The organism is Flavobacterium sp. (genome assembly GCF_039930565.1).
Taxonomy (GTDB): Bacteria; Bacteroidota; Bacteroidia; order Flavobacteriales; family Flavobacteriaceae; genus Flavobacterium.
Genome location: NZ_JBDTTP010000007.1, coordinates 78,458 through 102,606, shown reverse-complemented (window position 1 = coordinate 102,606; position 24,149 = coordinate 78,458). Strand labels below are relative to the sequence as shown.

Here is a 24,149-nt window from a genome sequence, read left to right as displayed (position 1 = left end):
TGTATAAAGTTTTTGTGAACGACAAACCACTTTTTTTGACAAATGAAATCTCAAGAGAGACTGACTTTCAATTATTTTTGTTAGAGAGTATTGATATTGAGCAGCTTATTGTCAAGATGTTTCAAAATAAAATTCAAAAGGCTTATTTATACCATCCTGATGAAAAAGAGATTATGAAAACTTTAAAAGCTAAAATTCCTGTTAATAAGGCAGGTGGAGGCTTTGTTTATAATAAAAAGAGGGAAGTTTTATTTATTTTTAGAAATGGAAAATGGGATCTGCCAAAAGGTGGAATCGAGAAAGGTGAGGAGATTGAAGATACTGCTATGAGAGAGGTTGAAGAGGAAACAGGTGTAGGTAAACTTCAAATAATAAATAAACTTCAAAAAACGTATCACGTTTTTAAACGCAACGGGAAATACAAACTTAAAATTACCCATTGGTTCGAAATGCATTCTGATTTTGAAGGAACTCCACAAGGCCAGCTTGAAGAAGGAATAGAAAAAGTAGCCTGGTTGAATCCGGAGGAAATAAAAGAAGCCTTAAAAAATTCATACGAAAATATTAAATTGTTATTTGAACAAGAAAATCAATTGCAATAGGAGTTATCAGAGGCTATTTCAAATTAGAATTGAATAGTAACTTTTGCTATTGCATCTCAAATTTGATATTGATAAGTTCGTGCCGAATTAAAAAAATGCCCCAGCGATCTTTGCGTTCGGGCATTTTTTTAATCGAAATAAGAAAGCATTTGTAATGACTGTAAAAACGGATCATTCTCATAAGATTCTAATTGGTATTATCCTGAATTTATTTAATATATTCCTGATTCAGACTAACTTCTTAAAATTTTTTCCATTGACTTTTCTTTAGCCAGTTCATCAATTAGCTTATCTAAGTAGCGAATCTTTTGCATGAGTTTATTTTCGATTTCTTCAATCCTGTATCCACAAATAACACCAGTTATTTGTGAAACATTTTCATTTAATCGAGGCGCTTCTGCAAAAAAAGTTTCAAAATCTTTTTTGTTGTCAATTTGTTGTTGCAGTTGTTCCTGAGTATATCCTGTCAGCCATCTAATTATGGTGTCAACTTCATCTTTTGTCCGGCCTTTTTTCTCTGCTTTAGTGATATAATGTGGATACACGCTAGCAAATGATGTTGTGAAAATTCTATGTTTTTCCATAGTTTTTGATTTAGAATAAAATAGACATAAATTGTTACTTTCAAAAATAGTTAAAAGAATGAAAAGAAAAATTGAGTTACAGTGAAAAAATTTATCAGAAATCATAGTAATTAATTGTTATCTAAAAGGGTATAATCTCCAGTCTAATTTTCCTATTTTTGCAAAATGAATAAAAATCACCATTCCAACAATATACTTTCGAATTTAGGTATCGAGAGTCTTAACGAAATGCAGGAAGCTGCACAGGATGCTATTTTAAACGAAAACAATGTTTTGCTTCTTTCTCCAACCGGATCAGGAAAAACGCTGGCTTTTTTACTGCCAGTATTAGAATTATTACAACCTGAAATTTTATCAGTTCAATGTCTCATTTTAGTGCCTTCTCGTGAATTAGGTTTGCAAATTGAGCAGGTTTGGAAAAAAATGGCGACCACTTATAAAGTAAATATTTGTTACGGAGGTCATTCAATAGATACTGAGATCAAAAATTTAAGCAATCCGCCCGCTGTTTTAATTGGAACTCCCGGAAGAATTGCAGATCATATTGACAGAGAAACTTTCAGGACAGACAAAATTCAGACTTTAATTTTAGATGAATTTGATAAATCACTTCAATTGGGTTTTCATGAGCAGATGTCTTTCATTATCGGAAAATTATCAAAACTGAATAAACGTGTTCTGGTTTCGGCCACTTCTGATATTGAGATTCCGAAATATACACGCGTTGTAAATCCAACTATTTTGGATTTTATTCCTGAGGAAGAGGAGAAAGCAAACCTTTTGATAAAAATGGTTGTGTCATCTTCAAAAGATAAATTAGAGAGTTTGTTTAGTTTGATTTGTTCATTGAAATCACAATCTGCTATTGTTTTCTGTAACCATCGTGATGCTGCAGAACGTATTAGTGATACTTTAAACGAAAAAGGAATTTATGCTACATATTATCATGGCGGAATGGATCAGGATGAGCGTGAGCGTGCTTTAATTCAGTTCAGGAATGGAAGCATGAGTTACTTAATTACTACAGATTTGGCTGCTCGTGGATTGGATATACCTGAAATGAAACACGTAATTCATTATCATCTTCCTTTAAAAGAAGACGAATTTACGCACCGTAATGGTCGTACTGCACGTATGCAGGCTTCTGGAACTGCCTATATTATCATCCACGAAAGTGAAAAACAACTTGATTACATTGATTATGGTATGGATGTTTTAAAGGTCGGAAATGCCACAACTTTGCCTAAACCTCCCGAATATCAAACCATTTACATCAGTGGAGGAAAGAAAACAAAACTTAATAAAATTGATATTGTTGGTTTTTTTTCCCAAAAGGGAAAACTGGAAAAAGGCGATTTGGGCCTCATTGAAGTAAAAGATTTTATATCATTTGCCGCAGTAAAATACAATAAAGTAAAAGATCTTCTTAACCACATCAAAGATGAAAAAATGAAAGGTAAGAGATTTAAAATCGAGGTTGCTAGAAAAGTGGTTAAGAAAGAAGAGGAGAAATAATTTCTATCACAATTTTTTCATTGCGGATGTTTTTAGATTTTTTTTTTTTAAAATTGTAAAATTCAATTATATTTTGTTAGCGCATTTTGTAGTATAATATTTAATATTAAGCATGTTTTTAGTTGTTCTAATTTTATAATACTCCTATAATGATATTGCTACGAAACACTTATTGTGTTGATTTTTAGGTATTTAATTTAAAATCATAACCAGTTGAATGAATTATAAACAACAATTATAATATTATGTTAATAAAATAACGCTATATACTTTAATTTATCACAATTTCTGCGTTTATTGCAGAGCAAATATTAAACCCCAAATTAATTATGAAAAGAATCCTTACCATTGCCATTTTGTTTCTGAGTTTCATCTCTTTTGCACAAATTAAAGTTTTGGAAACTGTTCCAGTTGAAAAATTAGGAAAAGTAAATAACAACTATATTCAAAAAATTGGAGATGAATATACAGTATATTATACAAGTATTCAAAACGAAGATGAATCATCAAGCTTAAGAAAGTTTGCATTTAAAAACCTTAATAATGATTATACAAATCTTTATAATATTATTATAAATGGTTTTACTGCAAGTCCATTATATGATATAAAATTAGAATTGCCTAATAATTATATTTGGTTGCATTATACAGGAAGTGTAAGTCCTGATAAAGCTACTGTTCAGTTTATGGTTTCTTCTAAAGATGCTACTTCTGTTACAAGCAGTATTTCTGAACCACTTATAAAAGATCAGATTAATAAATTATTTCAAAAATAATTATTTCAAAATTATAAATTAAAAAGGCTGTTCAAACTGAACAGCCTTTTTGCTTTGTAATAAATAACTTAATTTATAAGTGTGCTTATATTTTTTTTACGTATTGTGTAATAATTACAATTTGCTGGCCATCGACTTTTCCTTCGATATATTCAGCATTTTCATGGTCAAGACGAATATTTCGTACGGCAGTTCCTTGTTTGGCTACCATACTGGATCCTTTTACTTTTAAATCCTTAATTAAAACCACAGAATCACCGTGTTCCAGGATTACTCCATTGCTGTCACGGTGAATAATTTTGTTTTCATCCTCTTCGCCTTCGCCGGTTGCTTGTGCCCAAGCTAAAGTATCTTCATCTAAATATAGTATATCTAACAATTCCTGTGGCCATCCTGCATTGCGCATACGACTTAACATTCTCCATGCTACCACCTGAACAGCAGTATTTTCATTCCACATGCTGTCGTTTAAACATCTCCAGTGATTCAGATCTACATTCTCAGGGTTTTCAATCTGGTCGATGCAGGTTGTACAGGCTAAAATACTTTCGTCAAGTCCGCCTTTTTGAGCGGGTAGTACCTCATATACTTTTAGGTTTTCTTCAGCGCCGCAAAGTTCACATTTAGATCCGCTGCGTTTGTTTAATTCTCTTTCGATGCTCATTGTTTGGTGTTTATTTGAGAGGCGAAATTAGTTTTAATTTGTATGGCTTACAAATTTATATTGTTTGTCTTGCGTGTTTATTTCTTCACTCTAACCGCATCCGGAACCAGCATTTCATATTTACCACCATTACGCAATACATCACGAACTATGCTCGAACTGATAAAGGAAGTTTGTGCAGCGGTCAGTAAAAAGACGGTTTCAATTTTAGAAAGACGCCTGTTAGTGTGTGCTATGGCTTTTTCGAATTCGAAATCTGCGGGATTGCGCAATCCTCTTAATATAAAATTGGCTTTTAGTTTATGGCATAAATCAAGTGTCAGACCTTCGTATGTTATTACGGATATCTTTGGTTCATCTTTGAAAGTTTCTTCAATAAAGCGCTTTCTTTCTTCGAGTGAAAACATGTATTTTTTTTCGGCATTTACGCCAATGGCAATTACTATTTCATCAAAAAGGGATATTCCTCTTTTGATAATATCTTCGTGACCCAATGTGATGGGATCAAATGATCCGGGAAATATGGCTTTTCTCATTTTTGAGTTTGTATGATTTTGATTGTCTAAGCTTTAAGTTTCTAAGAAATTCTTAATGTTTTTATGGATGAAACCCATTCTTCTTTTTTGCAGACTTTACATTTTGCATTTCCTGCTTGTTGTTCTTCTGTATGACCGCAAAAAGTACAGGAATAAGTACCATCTGTTGGGATTATTTTACTTTTTTCATTAAATAAAGCTGGTAAGATTGGTAATCCGTATCCAACTTTCTCATCTTCATAATAAAATATGCTGACTTCTCCGCTTGGCTCTATAAAGGCATGTTTTACCTGTCCTAAATGTTCAACTGAGTTTACACGAAGCTCAGAAAAAAATTCATCCTGTGCCAAAGTTTCTTTTTTGAAACTAGTTAAAGAAAATTTTCCGTCATCTATAAGGCATTCTGTTTTCCCTTCAATAAATTCTTCAAATTTTTTGCTTTTTCCTGTAAGCCAGGTTACACCGCGATACAGAATGATAATAACTAAGAATACTATGGCAGCCGGCACAATACCTACATCTTCATAAAACATAGGATCGCCTGCCGCAGAACCCAATGCTATTACAATCACAGTTTCGAAAATTGATAATTGTTTTACACCACGTTTTCCGGCAAGTTTCAGGGTTAGTAATAAAATAATGAACATTACTGTAGAACGAAATATGACTTCCAGAAGAAAAATTCCCGGCAATTCGTTAAATAATACTCTATTCCATTCGAAAATTTCTTTCATTTTTGATGTTGCTAAGTTTCAGAGTTACTAGTTTCAGAGTTTTTAGTATTAAAATTTGATCTGTATAACTTCAATATTAAAGGTGCTGAGAATCTTAGAACTTAGCACCTTTAATGTTTAATGACTATTCTAAAGCTAACTCAATAGCATTTGTAAACAATTCTTCAAGTGAAATACCGGCTGCTTTGGCTTGTTGCGGAATCAGGCTTTCGGTTGTTAGTCCTGGAATCGTGTTCATTTCGAGCATATACGGTTCGTTGTCTACAATAATGAATTCGCTTCTTGAGAAACCTTTCATTTTTAAGACTTCGTAGGCGCGTTTTGCCACTTCACTTACTTTTTGGGTTAGTTCATCTGAAATTCTGGCGGGAGTAATTTCCTGTGATTTCCCTTCGTATTTGGCTTCATAATCGAAGAAATCATTGTCGGAAACGATTTCTGTAATTGGCAATACCTTGATTTCTCCTTTGTAATTGATGACACCAACTGAAACCTCGGTTCCGTCAAGAAAACTTTCTATAATGATTTCGTTATCTTCTTTATAAGCTACTTCAATGGCAATTGGCAATTCGGCAGCGGTTTTTACTTTTGAGATTCCGAAACTTGAACCCGCTTTGTTTGGTTTTACGAAACACGGCAAGCCGACTTTTTTAACGATTTCCTCTGTATTGATGATATCCCCTTTGTTTAGGTAATAGGAAATAGCGGTTTTGATTCCGTATGGTTTTAAAACCGATAATAAATCACGTTTATTGAATGTCAATGCCGATTGGTAATAATCGCAGGATGATTGCGAAATACCTAACAATTCAAAATACGCCTGCATTAATCCGTCTTCGCCCGGAGTTCCGTGGATGGCGTTGAAAACACAATCGAATTTGATTTTTTCTCCGTTTACAGTAACTGAAAAATCATTTTTATCAATTGGAAATTCAGCTTCATTTTCATCAACATATACCCATTTTTCCTTAAAAATATGAATACGGAACCCGTTGTATTTTGTTTTGTCAAGATATTGATTTACGACGTTTCCTGAGATAAGCGAAATTTTGTATTCGCTTGAATATCCGCCCATGATGATGGCAATGTTTTTCATTTTTTACTGTTTATATGTTGAATCGAAATATATTTAATAGCTAATCGTTTAATCAAAATGTTGTTATAAAACCCGGAGCCCTAGCCCTGATGGAAGCGGCATCCTTTTGGGCCGGGGTTCGGCGGAAAAGATACAGCGGACAGCAGGAAAAAGCTACTTCTGATAACAGGTAGATAAAGCTTTCTTTTTTTAAACAAAATTATCATTTTTTTTGAAACGAAATAGCTTTATCTTTGCCACAAATAAAAATAAATTATGAGGATACATAAGTATTTTACAAGCAAGGTTTTTTTAATACAAATATTAATTGCGTTTGCTATTATTGCAGTTTTGGCTTATTTATTTATGCATTGGCTGACCTTTACAACTGATCATGGCCATGAAATAGAGGTTCCGAATTTAGCTAAACTGACTGAAGAGCAGGTAGAAGAGAAGCTGGACGAACTGGATCTGGATTATGTGCTTTTGGACAGTGTGGATTACAGAAGTCAATTTCCTAAGTACAGTGTTGTTGAGCAGGATCCGTTGCCGGGGACAAAAGTAAAAGTAGGAAGAAAAATATATATTAAGATTAATTCTTCAGGATTTTCATCTGTTAAAATCCCGGATTTAATTGAAAAAACATACCGTGAAGCTGTTCCGACATTGAAAGCTTTAGGGCTTGAGGAAGGAACAATTACTTATATTCCGAACCTTGGAAAAGATATGGTTCTGGAACTCCGATATAAAGGCAGAAACCTAAAAGCCGGAGACAGAGTGCTGAAAGCGTCCAAAATCGATTTGGTTTTAGGAGACGGTAAAGCAAGTTATGTAGATGAAAGTGAGGCCACAGACAGTACTGCTGTGCCAAATGAAACCCCAAATGATGAACAATAATATTGAAAATTTAGATCTGGAAGACGAGTTATTTGAACATTATAGATTTGAAATTCCGAAAGGTCAGGCGCTTTTGAGAATAGACAAATATCTCATGAATATGATTCAGAATTCTACTCGAAATAAAATTCAGAATGCGGCAAGTGAAGGGAATATTTTTGTGAATGATATTCCGGTAAAATCGAATTATAAGGTAAAACCACTTGATATTATTACGGTGATGTTAACGCATCCGCCGTTTGAAAACCATATTCTGCCGGAAGATCTTCCGTTGAATATTGTGTATGAAGATGATGCTTTGCTTCTGATCAATAAAGAACCTGGAATGGTAGTACATCCAGGTCACGGAAATTACACCGGAACTCTGGTAAATGCTCTGGCGCACCATTTTGATAACCTGCCAATGAACAGCAGTGAACGCCCGGGACTGGTTCACAGAATCGATAAAGATACGTCAGGACTTTTGGTTGTTGCCAAAACAGAAGCTGCCATGACACATTTGGCGAAACAATTTGAAGCCAAAACGTCTGAACGTGAATATATTGCCCTTGTTTGGGGAAATGTTGCGAATGAAGAAGCAACAATTGAAGGAAACCTTGCCAGACACCTAAAAGACCGCATGCAAATGGCGGTTTTTGCAGATCCGGAAATAGGTAAACCCGCAATTACGCATTATAAGGTTTTAGAACGGTTTGGGTATGTGACTTTGATTTCCTGCAGATTAGAAACCGGAAGAACACACCAAATCCGTGCACACTTGAAACACATTGGACATCCGTTATTTAATGATGAACGTTACGGTGGTCACTTGATTTTGAAAGGAACTACGTTTACGAAATACAAACAGTTTATAGAAAATTGTTTTAAAGCTTTGCCGCGTCAGGCACTGCATGCCAAAACACTTGGTTTTATACATCCGAATACTAAGGAAATGATGCGTTTTGATACGGAATTACCGCAGGATTTTCAGGATTGCCTTGATAAATGGCGCAATTATTCTAAAACACATCATGTAGAGGAAGAAGAGAATTAATTAGATAATTACTTTTGAAGATATAAAAGCTCCTTAACGGAGCTTTTTTTTGTTTTAATTGTTACTTTATCTTTCCAATTGATCCTGTTTGTGTTGGAGTCAATTCGAAAACCGAAGTAGGAGAGAGGCCAGCTTCAATTCTATGTGAAACATATAAAATAGTCACATTGGTTTCTTGTTTGATCGTATTAATCAATTGAATGACCAAATCTACATTTTCGTCATCTAGACCTTCAACAGGTTCATCTAAAATTAATAAAGGCGGGTGTTTTAAAACGGCACGAACAATCAGTGCGACTCTTTGCTGACCAATTGAAAGATCAATGAAACGCTTTTTTCTTAAGGAAGCCATCTCAATAACTTCCAGCCATTGCGAAACGATCTGTTTTTGAAGCGTTGTTGGTTCAATATATAATCCGATAGAATCAAAGAAACCAGAGAGGATCATTTCTTCTAAAGTGTGGCTTTTTTGAAATAAATCGGTCATGGAGGTACTGAAGATTCCGATTTGTTTCTTGATATCCCAAACGCTTTCTCCGGTTCCTTTTTTTCTTCCGAACAAATATAATTCCTGTCCAAATCCCTTTGGATTATCTCCGGAAATTAAAGATAATATAGTGCTTTTGCCCGAACCATTCGGACCAATTAACTGCCAGAATTCGCCTTGTCTAATTGTCCATGAAATAGTGTCCAGAATCTTTCGATCATCATAACTGACTGAAATATTATTCATTTTAATTAATACACTTTCGTGGAAGGAATGCAGCTCAACAGCTTTTGGAATTGCTGATGCATTTACGGTTTTAAAATTAGTTCCGGTTTTTGGAATGGGGTGTAACTCAAAAGTATCGTCCTTAATCTGAGCTTTATTTTCAACAAAATTGAGGATATCTGTAACCCGGTTCACAATTTGAATGATAGCAATACTATTAGCTAAATCTTTTAAGGATTCTGCCAGAATTACCCTCGAAGCGTTATCCAAATGATCAAATGGATTGTCAAATATTATAAAATCCGGTTTTTGGCAGATGCAGTATTTTAAAAACTCTTTTTTACGTTCTCCGGATGAAAAAGTTCTTAATTGCCGGTGTGATTCAGGTAAAGCTTCAACAGAATCGTATTGGTATTCTTTTTCGATAAATTTCTCGATTGCAATATCAGAAAAAAGAATTCCTTTTTGATTATTGAAAACAGCTAATTCTTTTTTAGCCTGACCCATAAGTAAAGTATCTATGAACTTTTTTTTGTTTACCTGATTGGATAAGAGGATGTCCCAATGTTGTTTTTGATGCATTATTTATTTATTGAAGATATTGTTTTGTTGTTTAGAGATATCGGTATTCATTCTAATATAATATTTATTCCACTCTATTTAGTGTCAAAATTAGATAACATATTAGCATCGTAAAGATAATTTATTTAAAAAATCTGAAAAACAAACAAACAAATCACTTTAATTCTTTTGATTGTCAATTAAATTCATAAGTATCTCTGCTAATTCATGATTTCATTATTTTAAACGTAAAAATTACACATATAATTACAACCGGTTGCTTTTATTTGTATTTTAGTAAAAAATTGTGCTAATTTTTTAAACAAAAACCAACCATAAACTTTAAAATTTACTATGAACATTAAACACAAAACGTCGTTGAAAGTGATGTGCTTTGTATTTTTGGCAACATTAGGGTTACAAGGATTTACTGTCTCATCGAGAGGCAAAATTGATTCAAATACCAAAAACGATACTGTAAGAAGTATCGAGCCTTACTTTAGTCCGGCAACAAAATCAAAAAAAACACCAGATTCGGATGGATTCATTCAACGTTGGTTATTATTAGAACCAATTAACAAACCAAACCGTAGTAATGCTGTTTTTACTGATAGCTACCTCAGAACGGCATTTTCTACCGAGTATTTTCCAAATCAGTTTACTATTCTTCCTAAAAATGGAGAAAAGGTAAAAGTTGGCGATCAGGAACTAACATGGCATGCACTCGACAGCAAAAAATTCAATGTAAAATTATTTCGTTTAGCTTATGGGTTAAAAAAAGAAATATACGGAGTTGTGTTTTGGTCAGTAACAGTAGTTAACAGCCCAAAAGAAATGAAAAATGTAAGAATGGCAGTAGGGTCAAATTCGGCATCTATGTGGTGGGTAAATGAAAAGGAAGCTGTATTGCTTTCAGGAGACAGACGGATGGTAATGGATGATTGCGTTTCACCTCGTCTTACTCTTAACAAAGGGAAAAATATAATTCGCGGTGCAGTAATCAATGGACCCGGAATGAGTGATTTTTGTGTTCGTTTCCTGGATGAAAAAGGGCAGCCAATAAAGGATTTAACTATTACTCTGGAATAATTAATTAATCCTAATTAAAAATCTCATTTGTAAAAATTTGTAATTATTATGAAAATAAGAAATAAACTAATAGGCGCAATAGCCCTGTTATCAATATGGTTATCCGGAACAGTAAATGCCCAGACAGGAAAACCATTTATACATGATCCATCAACAATAATGGAATGTGAAGGGAAGTATTATACATTTGGCACTCGTGGAGGAGGTTTAATATCCGATGATGGCTGGACTTGGAATGAAGGAGGCGTAAGACCAGGCGGAGGAGCTGCTCCGGATGTAGTAAAAATTGGTGATCGTTATCTTATAGCGTATGGTTCTACCGGTGGTGGTTTAGGCGGCGGACATGACGGACAAATAAATACGATGTGGAACAAGACACTTGATCCAAATTCTCCGGATTTTAAATATTCCGAACCAATAGTTGTTGCTTCTTCAAGTAATATGGAAGATAACGATGCCATTGATCCGGGACTTCTTTTAGATCCTACCAATGGCAGATTATGGTGTTCTTACGGAACCTATTTTGGATTTATTCGTATTGTAGAACTTGATCCTAAAACAGGAGCGCGTGTAAAAGGCAATAAGGCAATAGATATAGCAATTGACTGTGAAGCAACTGATTTGATGTATCGTGATGGATGGTATTACCTGCTTGGAACACATGGAACCTGTTGTGATGGTGCCAACTCTACTTATAATATAGTGGTGGGACGCTCGAAAAAAGTCACAGGCCCTTACCTAGATAATATGGGAAGAGATATGCTGAAAGGAGGCGGTAAAATGGTAATTGCTGCAGGAGGAAGAGTTAACGGACCGGGACACTTTGGACTAATTGACCTTGGTGATGGAGTTCAAAAAATGTCCTGTCATTACGAAGCTGATTTAGACCAAAGCGGACGCAGTGTATTAGGTATTCGTCCTTTGTTATGGAAAAACGGCTGGCCAGTTGCAGGGGATAATTTTAAGGAAGGAACTTATGAAATTGAATCAGAGAGAAGAGGTTATGCCTTAGAATTAGTGGTAGATTTTGTTCGAATGGAGGATAGAAAGCGTCCGTGGGAGCATGACGTTAATGAGCCTGTAAAAGCTATTCCATCACAGCAATTGTCAGATGTAATTGATACATGGCCAAAAGGAGATACAAAAGTTCGTACTGGTGATTATATGTTCCGTCCTCATCAAAAATGGACCATTACAGCGGATCCAAATGCAGGAGGATATCTTGGAGCACCTTATTATAAAATAGTAATAGCAGGAACAGATCGGGCACTAGCAGCAACCGCAGACGCAGAGCTGATAACAGTTCCAAAATTTACCGGTGCATCTGAACAACTCTGGCGTATTGATCAATTAATTGACGGGACGTATAGAATAATGCCTAAGGTTGTTCCAAATTCTAATGAAAAATTAGCTTTGGTGTCTTCTGGTGACAGCACAATCACACTTGCAAAGTTTGATAGGAATAGTGATAATTCTAAATGGAATTTTAGAGCGCACTAATATATTCTTTCTGAAAAAAATGAAAAAGACGCACTTATATTAAGTGTGTCTTTTTTTTGTAGAAAATGAATGTTGTATCATTTGTTAATAGTTTTCAATGAGTAATGACTTATGCTTTTAGCTGAATTGTTTGATTACCATAGGCTTATCATTTCGTGACCATTCACTCCAGGAACCTACGTATAATTTTGGAATCGGAATTCCGGCATAGTCCATTGCCAGCAAAGTATGACAGGCTGTAACACCAGAACCGCAATGTATAATGATGTTTTCAGTTTTTATGTCGCCAATAATTCCTGAATATTTTTCTTTTAATGTTTCTGCTGTATGATAGAACCCACTTTCATCTAAATTTTCACTAAACGGAACATTTATTGCTCCCGGAATATGTCCTGCAATTAAATCGATAGGTTCTGTTAGGCCGTCAAAACGATTTTTATCTCTTACATCAATTACAATATTTTCGTTATTATTTCGAGCTTTTTCGACGTCTTCTATATTTGAAATGCCCAATTTCCATTCAGAAAGTGGATAGATAACTGTTTCTTCAAAAATTTCTATTCCTGAATTTAAAGGAAATCCGGCTTTTATTGCCGCTTGCAATCCACCGTTTACAACCTGAACTTTTTCATGTCCTATTGATCTTAGCATCCACCAAAATCTAGCAGCAGCGTTTGAACCGTTTTTGTCATCATAGACAATGACATGACTAGTAGGTAAAATGCCGATTTTTGAAAGCACTTCTGAAAATTTTTCCAAAGAAGGCAACGGATGTCTTCCTCCATTTTTAGGATTACAATCAACTGTTGACAAATTCCGGTTTAAATGGACATAACGGGCGCCTTTTAAATGTTCAGAGTTGTAATTTTCTTCAGCACTAAGACCCGCTCTGGCATCTATTAAAATAATTTCAGAAGAATTTTTTAACTGAATTAATTCCTCAGGATTAATTATGGGAGACAATTTTTTTGACATCTGGATTCGTTATAACTGATTAACCCGGAATTTTTTCAATCAAAATTTCGGCACCTGATTTATCAAAATACGTACAGTTCATTTCAATAATGTCAACACGCCATTTGGCAATTCCGCATTGTCCGGAGTGATTGCAGAAAGTAATATAATCAGTTTGCCCATCCTGATGCGCTACCAGAAACTCAATAAAACGCTCTTTGTGGGCAGCATCTTCAATTTTTATTTCAGGATATTTTTCGTCAGAAGTTACCATGTAATTGTTTACGCCATAATATTCCACATGTCCGTCATTAACAAAAGTATCATAGCCTTTTACACCTAAAATAATCAGGTCTTGTAAGTAGTTTGGAAAATCAGCACCGCTTTTTACTTTCGCATGTGCTTCTTTTATTTGTTCGATTGTAAACATAAGTTGTGATTTTAATGTTTTATTGTTTTAAAAATACGATTAATGGATTTATAAATTGATCAAAAGATTCGATATGCGGCAAGTGTCCTGTATTTGGGACTTCAACTAATTTTGAATTCAGAATTGCCTTTTGCGTTTTTTTACCTAATTCGGCATAATTTCCCAGCTTCTTTCTGACTTCTTCAGGTGCCCATTGTTTTCCAATTGCCGTTTTGTCCCTTGTTCCAATGATTAAAAGCGTTGGGCTTTTGATATTTTTAAATTCATACAAAACGGGTTGTGTAAAAATCATGTCGTACATCAAAGCAGAGTTCCATGCCACCTTATTATAATCGGGTGCTGTAGTCCAGCCAGCAGCAAGTTCTGCCCATTTTTGGTAATCGGCATTCCATTTTCCATTGTAGTAATTTTCCATTTGGTATTTTTTTATGGCTTCGTAATTTTGTTTTAGTTCACTTTCATACCACCAATCTACTGGTTTATAGGGAACAGCTGTTTTCCAGTCTTCTAACCCTATTGGGTTTTCCAAAACTAATTTTTCAACAGTTTCAGGATACATCAACGTAAATCTTGTAGCTAACATTCCGCCCATCGAATGTCCTAAAATCGTTGTTTTTTCAATGCCCAAATGATCTAATAATTTTTTGGTATTCTCAGCAAATTGCTGAAAAGTATATTGAAAATTATCTGGTTTGGATGATTTTCCAAAACCAATCTGATCAGGAACAATTACACGGAAACCCTCCTTTGCCAAGGCTTTAATAGTAGTCTCCCAATAAGCTCCGTTGAAATTTTTTCCATGCAGTAATACTATGTTTTTAGTATTATAATTATCGGGTTTAATCTCCATGTAGGCCATTTTTAAAACTTGACGCTGGTTGTTAAGTTCTAAAAAATGTACCGGAAATGGATATTCATAATTAGTTAAAAAGATGTCTAAATCCTTTATTTTTTGTGCTTGTGAAAAGCACAAAAAAGGGAATAGAAATAGTAAGATTTTTATAGTTTTCATTTGAAATACATTTCATTCATTATAAATTTACTGTTATGTATTTTCAAAAACAAAATGAGAGCCTTAAAATTATCAAAAAATGGAAATAACATAATATTATGCTGTGACAGATATAATATTCAAAGCTATTGAACAAAATTGTTTATCTCCAATAATTTTGTGTTTTTTGCTTCATCCCAGTCTTTTATAGCGAATCATAATTAAAGAATTCTGTTGTTTAAGTTTATTATAAATTATTTCTATTACTTAGATGGTAAAATACAACTGCACTTCTAATTAATAATATACTGATATTAAAACGACTAACAGGATACGACAGGACGCTCTACTTTTATCTTATAACTAAATTGGTTATAGCTATTTAACCAATTTTAAACCAAGTAAGATGAAGAAAATTACTTTAAACTTTAATTTAACACTAAAAATTTTCATGATTTGTGTGTTAATGCCCACGATTAATAATGTAAATGGACAAACACTTGCATTTCCGGAAGCTACCGGTTTTGGAAAATTTACTACAGGTGCCAGAGGATCGTCAAATCCACAGATTTATTTAGTTACTAATTTAAATGATAGCGGACCAGGTTCATTTCGCGATGCAGTTAGCCAGGAAGGCAGGTTTGTACTATTTAAGGTAGGAGGGATTGTTAATTTACTTACTCAGATTGTCGTTTCGCCTAATACAACTATTGCCGGGCAGACAGCAACGGGAGAAGGAATTGTATTTTTAGGTCCACGTGTAACTTTTTCAGGAGCAAGCAACACTATTGCTAGATATCTTCGTATTAGATATGGTGGAACAGCGCAAAATCAGGATGCATCAGGGCTGTCAAGCGGGACAGACATGATTTTCGACCATATGACTTTTACGTGGGGAACTGATGAAGTTTTTTCAATTAATTGGGATGGCAAAGGTGTGAGTCCTGATAATATCACTATTCAGAATTGTATTATTGGACAGGGATTACATCGCCACAATCACTCAGCGGGAGGATTGATTCAGCCTTCAGGCGGAAAGGTAAGCTTAATTGGAAATTTATATATCTGTAATAAAACACGTAACAACAAGATTAAGGGAATTAACGAGTTTGTAAATAATGTTGTTTATAACTGGGGTAACTATGGCAATACTTATGGACATACCGAATCCGGAGATGCTTACATAATGGGAGGCGATTCTGCCGGAAGATCAGATGTAAACATTATCAATAATTATTTTATTGGAGGCCCAAATACCAGCAGTTCGGTTTCTACACCTTTTAACAGAGGAAATGCGAATTTCTTTTTATATGGTTCAGGTAATTATTTTGATAATAATAAGGATGGAATATTAAATGGTACTTTGGTACCGGCAGATTTATCCGGATATCCGACGGAAGATGCGGCATCAATTCTGTCAACACCGTATGATTATCCCATGAAAAATACAACACTAACTGCCGAGGATGCGTACAATAAAATTGTATCGGGTGTTGGAGCTTCATACCCAAGACGAGATCAGGTAGAGAATTTAATGATTTCTGATTTGATGTCTAAAGGAACGACCGCAACGTATGTATATGTTCAATCTGATTTGACAACAAAATTTGGGTTTATCAACGGAGGCTCAGGACATGTCTATGGTGCTCCGGCTCCTCTGGATACGGATAATGATGGTATACCGGATGCATGGGAAGATAACAATGGATTAGATAAAAATACTGCTGATGCTTTAGCAGTAAGCACAACAAATGCGCCTTATCTGAATATTGAAGTGTATATTAATAGCTTAACGAATGAAACACCGGCAGATTTTCTTATTCCGCCATCAAATGTAAATTTTACCAATGTGGTTACTACCGAAGTTCCGCCATTAAGTTCTTTAACTGTCAATTGGATTGACGGTGCTGCAAATGAAGATAATTATGTAGTAGAGCGTTCAATAAATGGTACCGATTATACTGAGATTGTTACCCTTAATACAAATGTTACAAGTTATAACGACACTGGTTTACTGCCGAATACTACCTATTATTATCGTCTTAAAGCAACAAATAGTACAGAATCATCAGTGTATGAAACCGGAAGCCTGACTACACCGCCAATTCCGTCAGCTCCTGTAAAAGCATCAGCACCTAATCCGGGTACAGGACTTAATAGTGTTCAGTTGACAGGTGGTAATTTAACATTGAAATGGAGTGGCAGTACAAACACACAAACCTATTCTGTATATTTTGGTACTGATCCTTTAAACTTAACTAAGTTGGCCGATTTAGCTTATGTTGCGGCGCCATCATACCTGGTGACAGGTTTAAGTCCGGTAATAACTTACTACTGGAGAATTGATGCTTCTAATGAAAAAGGAACTATTATGGGTGATGTATGGAATTTTCGTGCTCTGGCCCCAGAACTTGTTGGACATTGGCCGTTTAAAGAGGCTGCGGGCGAAGGTCAGCAAATAACAGATATTTCAAATTATGCAAACAATGGACAGTTGGATGCGGCTTTCGATAATAGTACTGTAAGAGTTCCCGGAAAAGCAGACAAAGCTATAGATTTTGCAGCATTATTGCCAAATAAGCTAATGGTAAGCATCCCCAATCAGGATCAGATATTATTTGACAAAAACTCTTTTACTCTTTCATTTTGGATGAAAGCCGATGCCAGTTTAATACCAACCGGATCAACGTTGAGTTCTTATATATTATGCAAAGGCTCGATGACAAAAAATCCAGTAACTGGTGCAACAGGCCGACGATTTAATGTAGAAATTAAAAGTAATCAATTGCGTTATGCTATAGATGATGATAAAACAAAAACAGAACTTGCCTCTACATTAGCAGCGACTAGTTATTTTAATGGGAATTGGGTCAATGTAATGATTATGAGAGATGTTACGGCATCAAAATTAAGAATATTCACCAATGGTATTTTAACCGGTGAAAAAACTGATGCCACAGGAACATCAGTAGGCATAGGAGAGGCAACAGATTTAGTAATTGGTAATATCGGTGCACTTGAATTGTATGCCAATACTACTCCAGCACCTTACAAAGGATTGTTTGATGAACTCAAAATGTTTAACTACGCATTAACAGCATCTGAAGTATTGTCTGCATACAATGAAGCATTATTAAGCACTGAAAAATTTATTGAAAACAAAAACAATGTTACTGTATATCCTAATCCTGTAAAAGAGCAAGTTTTCATCACTATTCCAAACAATAATTTATCTTTTGTAACGGCTACTTTAAGCGATATTACAGGAAGAATTATTGTGAAAGAAAAGATCCAAACTGACGGAAATGGAAATTTTACTTTAAATATTGCCAATAAAAAAGTATCAGGACTTTATATATTAAATGTTTTGGGAGAAAATTTAAACAGCAATTTTAAAATTGTTGCAGAATAATAATCAAGCCATTTATTAAAAAAGAAACCGTTACATTAAGTTGTAACGGTTTTATATTTAGAATGAACAAGTTTTTTATTATAGTCCGATAAAATCATCACTTTTTGGGAAAACACGCAAAGCTTCAATTGCAATTTCCGGAGTTGGAGAAGCTAATTTTCTAAGTTTGGTATCCATCCAGGCTCCGTCAACTGTAATGGTTGCGCAAAGTGTATCATCTTCTCTCCTGAATTCGTGAATAATCGACCAGCGTGAAGCATCGGCTTTCATCTTTGATGTTTTGGTGTGGATAAAAATTTTATCCGAAAGTTTCAATTCTTTTCTGAAAACGCATTCCTCCCTAAATAAAACAGGACCAAATCCCTGAGTTTGCATAACTTTTAATGTTAAACCTAATTGCTCCAGAATTTCAATACGATGCTGAGCACCAAAATCGTAATAAGCACTGTGACGAACGTGAAAATTAGGATCAAGATCTGACCAGCGAAAAGATATTTCTTTTATAAATGATGCCATTTTTACTTCTGTTTTTATGATAAAATTTGAAAATCGAAATTACAAATAAAATGATAAAAGCTGCTTTTTTTATTTATTGAAATTATCATTATCGGAAAGTAAATTCTTGTTGTTATTGAATATTTTAATTCAATTCAGATTCTTCAATGTCTGAAATTACAATATCATCAGTATCCAATGATCGCAAAAAATCGGCTGCATCAAATATTTCTCCCATAACGGTTACGCCTGTATTTTTTATTTTACCTGACAATATTCTGTTTACGGCTTCAACCACCAAAGGTGAAGTTACAGCATAGATATCCTGACCCTGAGCGGTAATTGTTCGTTCTGTTTTGCCATTTTTAGCCAATACTTCTACAGAAAATTGTTGAGACGATCTGTTCTTTTCATCAGTAGGTTTTGGCTCCGGTGTGTTTTCATTTCTAAGATCATCCAAAGAGTTTTGACTCAGATAAGTATTGATGGAATTTACATTCAAATGACGGGAAATAGTGATGATTTCCGAAAGCGGCAAACCAACAACCTCCTTAGTTCCGATTGGGTTTTTGAAATTCCATTTTGTTGTAGGACCGGATTGAAATTCCAGTAATTTTTTGTCTTTAAAAGTTAATCTTTTATAATGATTTCGATCTCCCGTTAATCTGGTTCCTTTTGTTGGATGCCAGGAATCCAGCCCGATATAAATGTTTATTTCGTCAATTTGATTCCAATCCTGAGTTACCGCTGTACTTAATAAGTCGCCTAATCCGCCGTAAAATGCCGCAGCCGGAATTATTATAATCTTATCGTTTTTTGCCTGTTCAGAAAATTGTTCAAATATATCCAATACCGATTTTTGTTCGGCACTTAAATCAATATAATGAATACCTAATCGCAGCGCAGACTGAATGACAGGTGTTGCCGTGTCTAAAAAAGGACCGGCACAATTTATAATAATTTTTGCATCAGAAAAGGCGTTATCTAATGCTTCAGAGTCCTCGATATCTGCCGCTTTTATTTCAGAATTAGGATATTGCTTTTTTAGATCTGTTAACTTTTCATGATCTCTTCCTGAAAGCATTAGTTTATAACCCAGTTTGTAAAGCTGGGCTACAATAAATTTTCCGGTGTGACCGTAAGCTCCGTAAACTGCAATGGTATTTTTCATAGAAAGAATTATTTTATTATTTTAAAAAAGCAGCTATTTAAATGACAGAACTTTAAATGGTTTTTAAGTTATTCCACTCATATTCTATTTTGTTTAATCTTAGATAAAAAATAATAAGAAGTATGAGTTCAAATCTAAATTCAAAACGAATACTTCTGAAAATAAAAGGAAGTATAATCATAGAAAATAAACAAATTGCAATTCCTGCAATAGCATCAAACTTTCCAATTAAAATAGCATTTTGTTTTTCGAACCAGAGCGTATAAGCAGCATATCCTTTGAATATAATAATAGCAATGATAAACAGTCCAATTCCTGAAAAAGCGGTATAAGTTGTAAATCCATAAATTGATAAACGAATATTTGGCGTAAAAAGATTAAAAATTAACGCACCTACAGAACAGCCTCCCATTAGCATAAAAATCCAGCAAAAAGTTTTAATCCACCATGGCAAAAGTTTTCTTCTTATTATTAATGGCTTTTCAAATTCTGTAAATTGGCTCTCTAATTCTTCATTCATGGTTTTTTATAGTTTTTGATTGTATGCTTTGGACTTTTATCATTACCGTTCCACTAAAAATATCGTGAATTGCTCTTTTTTTGTTGTTTGAAAAAATAGTAATAAAAGAAAGCCAGCCAAACAGAAGTTTGAAAAAATAACGGATAAAAGCCTGAAAGAAATTAATTGACTGGGCTTCGTCTTCATTTTTTCGAACTCTGATTCCTTTTATATTATTGCCGATTGTTCCGCCAGCCGCTGTGGCAATTGGTTCGTACAAAAAGAGAGAAATTAGTAAAATCGCTCTTAACCAATTTGGAACGTCTTTAAAATTGGATAAAATATCTGAGAAAATTATCATAAAAGCGATTATTAAAACAGAATCTATTAGCATGGATTGTATTCTTTCTAACATAAAAGGGTATTTTTCTTCCATAGTTTTTTGACGAAGATAATTAAATCCCTGAAATTTTTTAGATATAAGGTTTTCTGATGAAATCTAAGTTTATAGCCCTGATAGAAATGAAAATCCTTTTGTGGCGGCGTTCGCCATAAAAGATTGTAATGTATAGCAGGAATCAGCTCCTGATAATGACACCTAAAGTACTGATATGCCATAGTTGTCAGGTTTTGAAAATGTCATGTTGTCAGATTAATTTTAGTGTGCCGACATGAAACTGACATTTTACTTTGGTTTTTTATATTGGCACAAAGATTGACTTATGCCACCTTGAGTTATAAAATTAGTATATCAAAAATAAATTATATAAAAATGGGTAAAATAATCGGAATTGACTTAGGTACGACGAACTCTTGTGTTTCTGTAATGGAAGGTAACGAAGCAGTTGTTATTCCTAACGCAGAAGGAAAAAGAACAACGCCATCTATCATCGCTTTTGTTGAAGGTGGAGAAATTAAAGTGGGTGATCCTGCAAAAAGACAAGCAGTAACTAATCCAACTAAGACTATTGCTTCTATTAAACGTTTTATGGGACACACTTTTGCTGAAACTACAAATGAAGCAAAGAGAGTATCTTACAAAGTAGTAAAAGGGGACAACAATACGCCACGTGTGGATATTGATGGTCGTTTATATACTGCTCAGGAATTGTCTGCAATGACGCTTCAAAAAATGAAAAAAACTGCTGAAGACTATTTAGGTCAAACTGTAACTGAAGCGGTTATTACTGTTCCTGCTTACTTTAACGATGCACAACGTCAGGCTACGAAAGAAGCTGGAGAAATTGCAGGTCTTAAAGTAATGCGTATCATCAACGAGCCAACTGCTGCGGCACTTGCTTACGGATTAGATAAAAAAGGAACTGATCAAAAAATTGCTGTTTACGATTTAGGTGGAGGTACTTTTGATATCTCTGTTCTTGAATTAGGAGATGGAGTTTTTGAAGTATTGTCTACAAATGGTGATACTCACTTAGGTGGAGATGATTTTGACCACGAAATTATTGACTGGTTAGCTAATGAATTCTTAGCTGAAGAAGGTATTGATTTACGTCTTGACCCAATGTCATTGCAACGTTTGAAAGAAGCTGCAGAGAAAGCAAAAATTGAATTGTCTTCTTCTTCAGAAACTGAAATCAACTTGCCATACGTTACGGCTACGGCTTCAGGACCAAAACACTTAGTTAAAAAATTATCAAGAGCTAAATTTGAGCAATTATCTGATTCATTAGTTAAACGTTCTATGGAGCCAGTTGCTAAAGCATTAAAAGATGCAGGTTTATCTACATCTGATATTGACGAAGTAATCCTTGTTGGAGGTTCTACCCGTATGCCAAGAATCGCTGACGAAGTAGAGAAATTCTTTGGTAAAAAAGCATCTAAAGGTGTTAATCCTGATGAGGTTGTTGCTATTGGAGCTGCTATTCAGGGTGGAGTTTTATCTGGAGATGTAAAAGATGTATTGTTACTTGACGTTACACCTTTATCTTTAGGTATCGAAACTATGGGTGGTGTATTGACTAAATTAATCGAGTCAAACACAACTATTCCAACTAAAAAATCTCAAGTATTCTCAACTGCTGCTGATTCTCAACCATCTGTTGAAATCCACGTTATTCAAGGAGAAAGAGCGATGGCTGCTGATAACAAAACTATCGGTCGTTTTCACTTAGACGGTATTCCACCAGCACCAAGAGGAGTTCCTCAAATCGAGGTTACTTTTGATATTGATGCAAATGGTATCATCAAAGTTTCTGCAACTGATAAAGGAACTGGAAAATCTCACGATATCCGTATCGAAGCTTCTTCTGGATTAACAGCTGAAGAAATCGAAAAAATGAAAAAAGATGCTGAAGCTAATGCTGATGCTGATAAAATAGCTAAAGAAAGAGCTGAGAAATTAAACGAAGCTGACAGCATGATTTTCCAAACAGAAAGTCAATTGAAAGAGTTAGGAAGCAAACTTGCTGACGACCATAAAGTTGCAGTAGAATACGCTTTAACTGAATTGAGAATGGCGCACCAGTCTCAGGACATTCCAGCTATTCAAACCGCTCTTGACAACATCAATGCAGCTTGGAAAACAGCTACAGAAGCAATGTATGCTCAAGGTGAACAAGGTCAACAAGCAGCTCCTCAACAAGAGCAGTCTCAAGGTGACAATGTTGAAGACGTTGAATTTGAAGAAGTAAAATAATTTACTTTTTAGTTTATAAATTAAAAGCCGGATCAGAAACGATTCGGCTTTTTTTATGTCTAAAAGAATCTACAAAATGACTATTCTCATTTCCTTTTTGGATTCTTTTTCGTAATATTACTATAATAAATCATTTTTGAATGAGAAAAATAAAATATAAAAAAGGCCGTAAGCTGCAGCATGTCACATTAGAATATACAGGATCACAAAAAGAGCACAAATCAGAAATGCAGCTTTTTGTATATAATAATGAAGATGTTGTTGAATATGAAAAGTTTACTGTTGAATCTTTAAATACCTGCATTGATTATTCAAAAAACAATTGGCTTAATATTCACGGATTAACCGATATTAATTTAATAAAAACAATTGGTGCTCATTTCAAATTAGATGATTTTTTATTGGCCGATATTTTAAATACTACCAAAAGAACCAAGTTAGAGGAGCAGGAAGGAATTTTATTTTTTAATATAAAATCGCTTTTGCCTTCAGAACACTCAGATGGACTTAAAGTCGAACAGCTTACTTTTATAGTTAAAGATGGAATACTAATTTCATTTCAGGAAAAACGAAGTGATTTTTTTTCGCATATTCGGGAGCGTTTAAGAACGCATGCAGGAATAGTAAGAACTAAAAAAGTAGATTATCTGCTGTATTTATTACTCGATGCCGTAATGGAAAATTTTTACATTACCATTGAAGATGAAGAACACAATATTGAAGAACTTATTGATTTGACCAAAAAAGGAGCGGATCCGGTTATTCTTGAAAAGATTGAAAACCACCGTGATAATTTTAATTTTTTAAAACGTTCTATTATTCCGCTTCGGGATTCGTTGTATTATTTAAAAACCATCAAAGAAGATGATACAAACGACCTAATTCAAAAAGAAACGTTTAATTTTTTCATCCGGCTGCACCAAAAAAGCCTGGAACTTTTAGAGCAAATCGATTCGGATATGAGTTCATTGGAAAGTGCTTCCAATTTTTATTTCTCGGAGCAAACCCGAAAAATGAATGAGATTATGAAAACACTCACAATAATTTCGGCCGTATTTATTCCGCTTACTTTTATTGTTGGGGTATACGGAATGAATTTTGATAATATGCCTGAATTGCATGCCCGAAACGGCTACTTTATTGTTATGATAGTAATGTTTCTATTGGTTATAGCCTTAATTGTTTATTTCAAAAAAAGGCGTTGGTTCTAATCTTAGTCAGTACATTAAAAATACAATTCAAATACATCTTTATAGATTGAAA

General features: G+C 34.4%; 23 protein-coding genes. 10 read left to right on the top strand and 13 right to left on the bottom strand.

All coding sequences use genetic code 11. The features are described 5' to 3' along the window. A partial coding sequence (locus ABI657_RS03720; protein ID WP_348095892.1) for an NUDIX domain-containing protein occupies positions 1-602 on the top strand: 602 nt, incomplete at its 5' end. 233 nt (positions 603-835) lie between these two features. Here the strand turns inward: ABI657_RS03720 and ABI657_RS03715 are convergent. Continuing rightward, on the bottom strand, positions 836-1,186 hold the full coding sequence (locus ABI657_RS03715) for a DUF2200 domain-containing protein (protein WP_348095891.1): 351 nt from the start codon (positions 1,184-1,186) through the stop codon (positions 836-838). A 165-nt stretch (positions 1,187-1,351) separates the two neighbouring features. Here ABI657_RS03715 and ABI657_RS03710 point away from each other — a divergent pair, with 165 nt between their 5' ends. Continuing rightward, positions 1,352-2,701 carry a DEAD/DEAH box helicase gene (locus ABI657_RS03710; protein ID WP_348095890.1) on the top strand — a complete coding sequence of 450 codons (1,350 nt, stop codon included), beginning with the start codon at positions 1,352-1,354 and terminating at the stop codon, positions 2,699-2,701. Positions 2,702-3,030: 329 nt separating this feature from the next. Beyond that, the gene (locus ABI657_RS03705) at positions 3,031-3,477 is read left to right on the top strand and encodes a hypothetical protein (protein ID WP_348095889.1); all 447 of its coding nucleotides are present in this window, start codon (positions 3,031-3,033) and stop codon (positions 3,475-3,477) included. A gap of 85 nt (positions 3,478-3,562) precedes the next feature. Here the strand turns inward: ABI657_RS03705 and ABI657_RS03700 are convergent, their stop codons facing one another. The 4 genes from ABI657_RS03700 to ABI657_RS03685 all read right to left on the bottom strand — a co-directional run bounded on the left by ABI657_RS03700 (position 3,563) and on the right by ABI657_RS03685 (position 6,507). Continuing rightward, the gene (locus ABI657_RS03700; protein ID WP_348095888.1) at positions 3,563-4,141 is read right to left on the bottom strand and encodes a PhnA domain-containing protein; all 579 of its coding nucleotides are present in this window, start codon (positions 4,139-4,141) and stop codon (positions 3,563-3,565) included. A 77-nt stretch (positions 4,142-4,218) separates the two neighbouring features. Beyond that, positions 4,219-4,677, bottom strand: a complete 459-nt coding sequence (gene coaD / locus ABI657_RS03695) for a pantetheine-phosphate adenylyltransferase (protein WP_348095887.1) — start codon at positions 4,675-4,677, stop codon at positions 4,219-4,221. Positions 4,678-4,718: 41 nt separating this feature from the next. Next, positions 4,719-5,411, bottom strand: a complete 693-nt coding sequence (locus tag ABI657_RS03690) for a YetF domain-containing protein (protein ID WP_348095886.1) — start codon at positions 5,409-5,411, stop codon at positions 4,719-4,721. Between the two features lie 124 nt (positions 5,412-5,535). Next, a complete protein-coding gene (locus ABI657_RS03685; RefSeq protein ID WP_348095885.1) occupies positions 5,536-6,507 on the bottom strand; it encodes a D-alanine--D-alanine ligase in 972 nt (323 codons plus the stop codon). Positions 6,508-6,762: 255 nt separating this feature from the next. Between ABI657_RS03685 and ABI657_RS03680 the strand changes: the two genes are divergently transcribed. Beyond that, the gene (locus ABI657_RS03680) at positions 6,763-7,383 is read left to right on the top strand and encodes a PASTA domain-containing protein (RefSeq protein WP_348095884.1); all 621 of its coding nucleotides are present in this window, start codon (positions 6,763-6,765) and stop codon (positions 7,381-7,383) included. Continuing rightward, a complete protein-coding gene (locus ABI657_RS03675; RefSeq protein ID WP_348095896.1) occupies positions 7,373-8,416 on the top strand; it encodes an RluA family pseudouridine synthase in 1,044 nt (347 codons plus the stop codon). The genes ABI657_RS03680 and ABI657_RS03675 overlap by 11 nt, the downstream gene beginning before the upstream one ends. Before the next feature lie 61 nt (positions 8,417-8,477). Here ABI657_RS03675 and ABI657_RS03670 read toward each other — a convergent pair whose 3' ends face one another. Next, positions 8,478-9,710 carry an ATP-binding cassette domain-containing protein gene (locus ABI657_RS03670; protein WP_348095883.1) on the bottom strand — a complete coding sequence of 411 codons (1,233 nt, stop codon included), beginning with the start codon at positions 9,708-9,710 and terminating at the stop codon, positions 8,478-8,480. 333 nt (positions 9,711-10,043) lie between these two features. Here ABI657_RS03670 and ABI657_RS03665 point away from each other — a divergent pair, with 333 nt between their 5' ends. Together ABI657_RS03665 and ABI657_RS03660 are read left to right on the top strand one after the other, a co-directional pair. Beyond that, the gene (locus ABI657_RS03665; protein ID WP_348095882.1) at positions 10,044-10,778 is read left to right on the top strand and encodes a hypothetical protein; all 735 of its coding nucleotides are present in this window, start codon (positions 10,044-10,046) and stop codon (positions 10,776-10,778) included. 48 nt (positions 10,779-10,826) lie between these two features. Then, entirely contained in the window at positions 10,827-12,278 is a 1,452-nt protein-coding gene (locus tag ABI657_RS03660; protein ID WP_348095881.1) for a family 43 glycosylhydrolase, read from the top strand. A 117-nt stretch (positions 12,279-12,395) separates the two neighbouring features. Here ABI657_RS03660 and ABI657_RS03655 read toward each other — a convergent pair whose 3' ends face one another. Genes ABI657_RS03655 through ABI657_RS03645 form a run of 3 tightly spaced genes read right to left on the bottom strand, consistent with a single transcriptional unit; the run spans position 12,396 to position 14,674 of the window. Continuing rightward, positions 12,396-13,253, bottom strand: coding sequence for a sulfurtransferase (locus ABI657_RS03655; protein ID WP_348095880.1), 858 nt, complete (start codon positions 13,251-13,253; stop codon positions 12,396-12,398). A 19-nt stretch (positions 13,254-13,272) separates the two neighbouring features. After that, a complete protein-coding gene (locus tag ABI657_RS03650) occupies positions 13,273-13,662 on the bottom strand; it encodes a DUF1398 family protein (RefSeq protein WP_348095879.1) in 390 nt (129 codons plus the stop codon). Positions 13,663-13,681: 19 nt separating this feature from the next. Then, positions 13,682-14,674 carry an alpha/beta hydrolase gene (locus ABI657_RS03645; protein ID WP_348095878.1) on the bottom strand — a complete coding sequence of 331 codons (993 nt, stop codon included), beginning with the start codon at positions 14,672-14,674 and terminating at the stop codon, positions 13,682-13,684. Between the two features lie 385 nt (positions 14,675-15,059). Between ABI657_RS03645 and ABI657_RS03640 the strand changes: the two genes are divergently transcribed. Then, positions 15,060-18,065 carry a LamG-like jellyroll fold domain-containing protein gene (locus tag ABI657_RS03640; RefSeq protein ID WP_348095877.1) on the top strand — a complete coding sequence of 1,002 codons (3,006 nt, stop codon included), beginning with the start codon at positions 15,060-15,062 and terminating at the stop codon, positions 18,063-18,065. A 78-nt stretch (positions 18,066-18,143) separates the two neighbouring features. Here ABI657_RS03640 and ABI657_RS03635 read toward each other — a convergent pair whose 3' ends face one another. The 4 genes from ABI657_RS03635 to ABI657_RS03620 form a co-directional block, all read right to left on the bottom strand. Then, positions 18,144-18,581 carry an acyl-CoA thioesterase gene (locus ABI657_RS03635; protein WP_348095876.1) on the bottom strand — a complete coding sequence of 146 codons (438 nt, stop codon included), beginning with the start codon at positions 18,579-18,581 and terminating at the stop codon, positions 18,144-18,146. Positions 18,582-18,705: 124 nt separating this feature from the next. Further along, positions 18,706-19,731: a saccharopine dehydrogenase NADP-binding domain-containing protein gene (locus tag ABI657_RS03630; RefSeq protein WP_348095875.1), complete on the bottom strand. Its 1,026-nt coding sequence runs from the start codon at positions 19,729-19,731 to the stop codon at positions 18,706-18,708. Between the two features lie 52 nt (positions 19,732-19,783). Beyond that, positions 19,784-20,251 (bottom strand): hypothetical protein, encoded by a 468-nt coding sequence (locus ABI657_RS03625; protein ID WP_348095874.1) that lies wholly within the window; start codon positions 20,249-20,251, stop codon positions 19,784-19,786. Further along, the gene (locus ABI657_RS03620; RefSeq protein ID WP_348095873.1) at positions 20,244-20,666 is read right to left on the bottom strand and encodes an RDD family protein; all 423 of its coding nucleotides are present in this window, start codon (positions 20,664-20,666) and stop codon (positions 20,244-20,246) included. The genes ABI657_RS03625 and ABI657_RS03620 overlap by 8 nt, the downstream gene beginning before the upstream one ends. 336 nt (positions 20,667-21,002) lie before the next feature. Between ABI657_RS03620 and dnaK the strand changes: the two genes are divergently transcribed. Beyond that, complete coding sequence (gene dnaK / locus ABI657_RS03615; RefSeq protein WP_348095872.1) at positions 21,003-22,886, top strand: molecular chaperone DnaK; 1,884 nt, start codon at positions 21,003-21,005, stop codon at positions 22,884-22,886. A 140-nt stretch (positions 22,887-23,026) separates the two neighbouring features. Then, positions 23,027-24,097: a magnesium/cobalt transporter CorA gene (gene corA / locus ABI657_RS03610; protein ID WP_348095871.1), complete on the top strand. Its 1,071-nt coding sequence runs from the start codon at positions 23,027-23,029 to the stop codon at positions 24,095-24,097. The last annotated feature ends 52 nt before the right edge of the window (positions 24,098-24,149 follow it).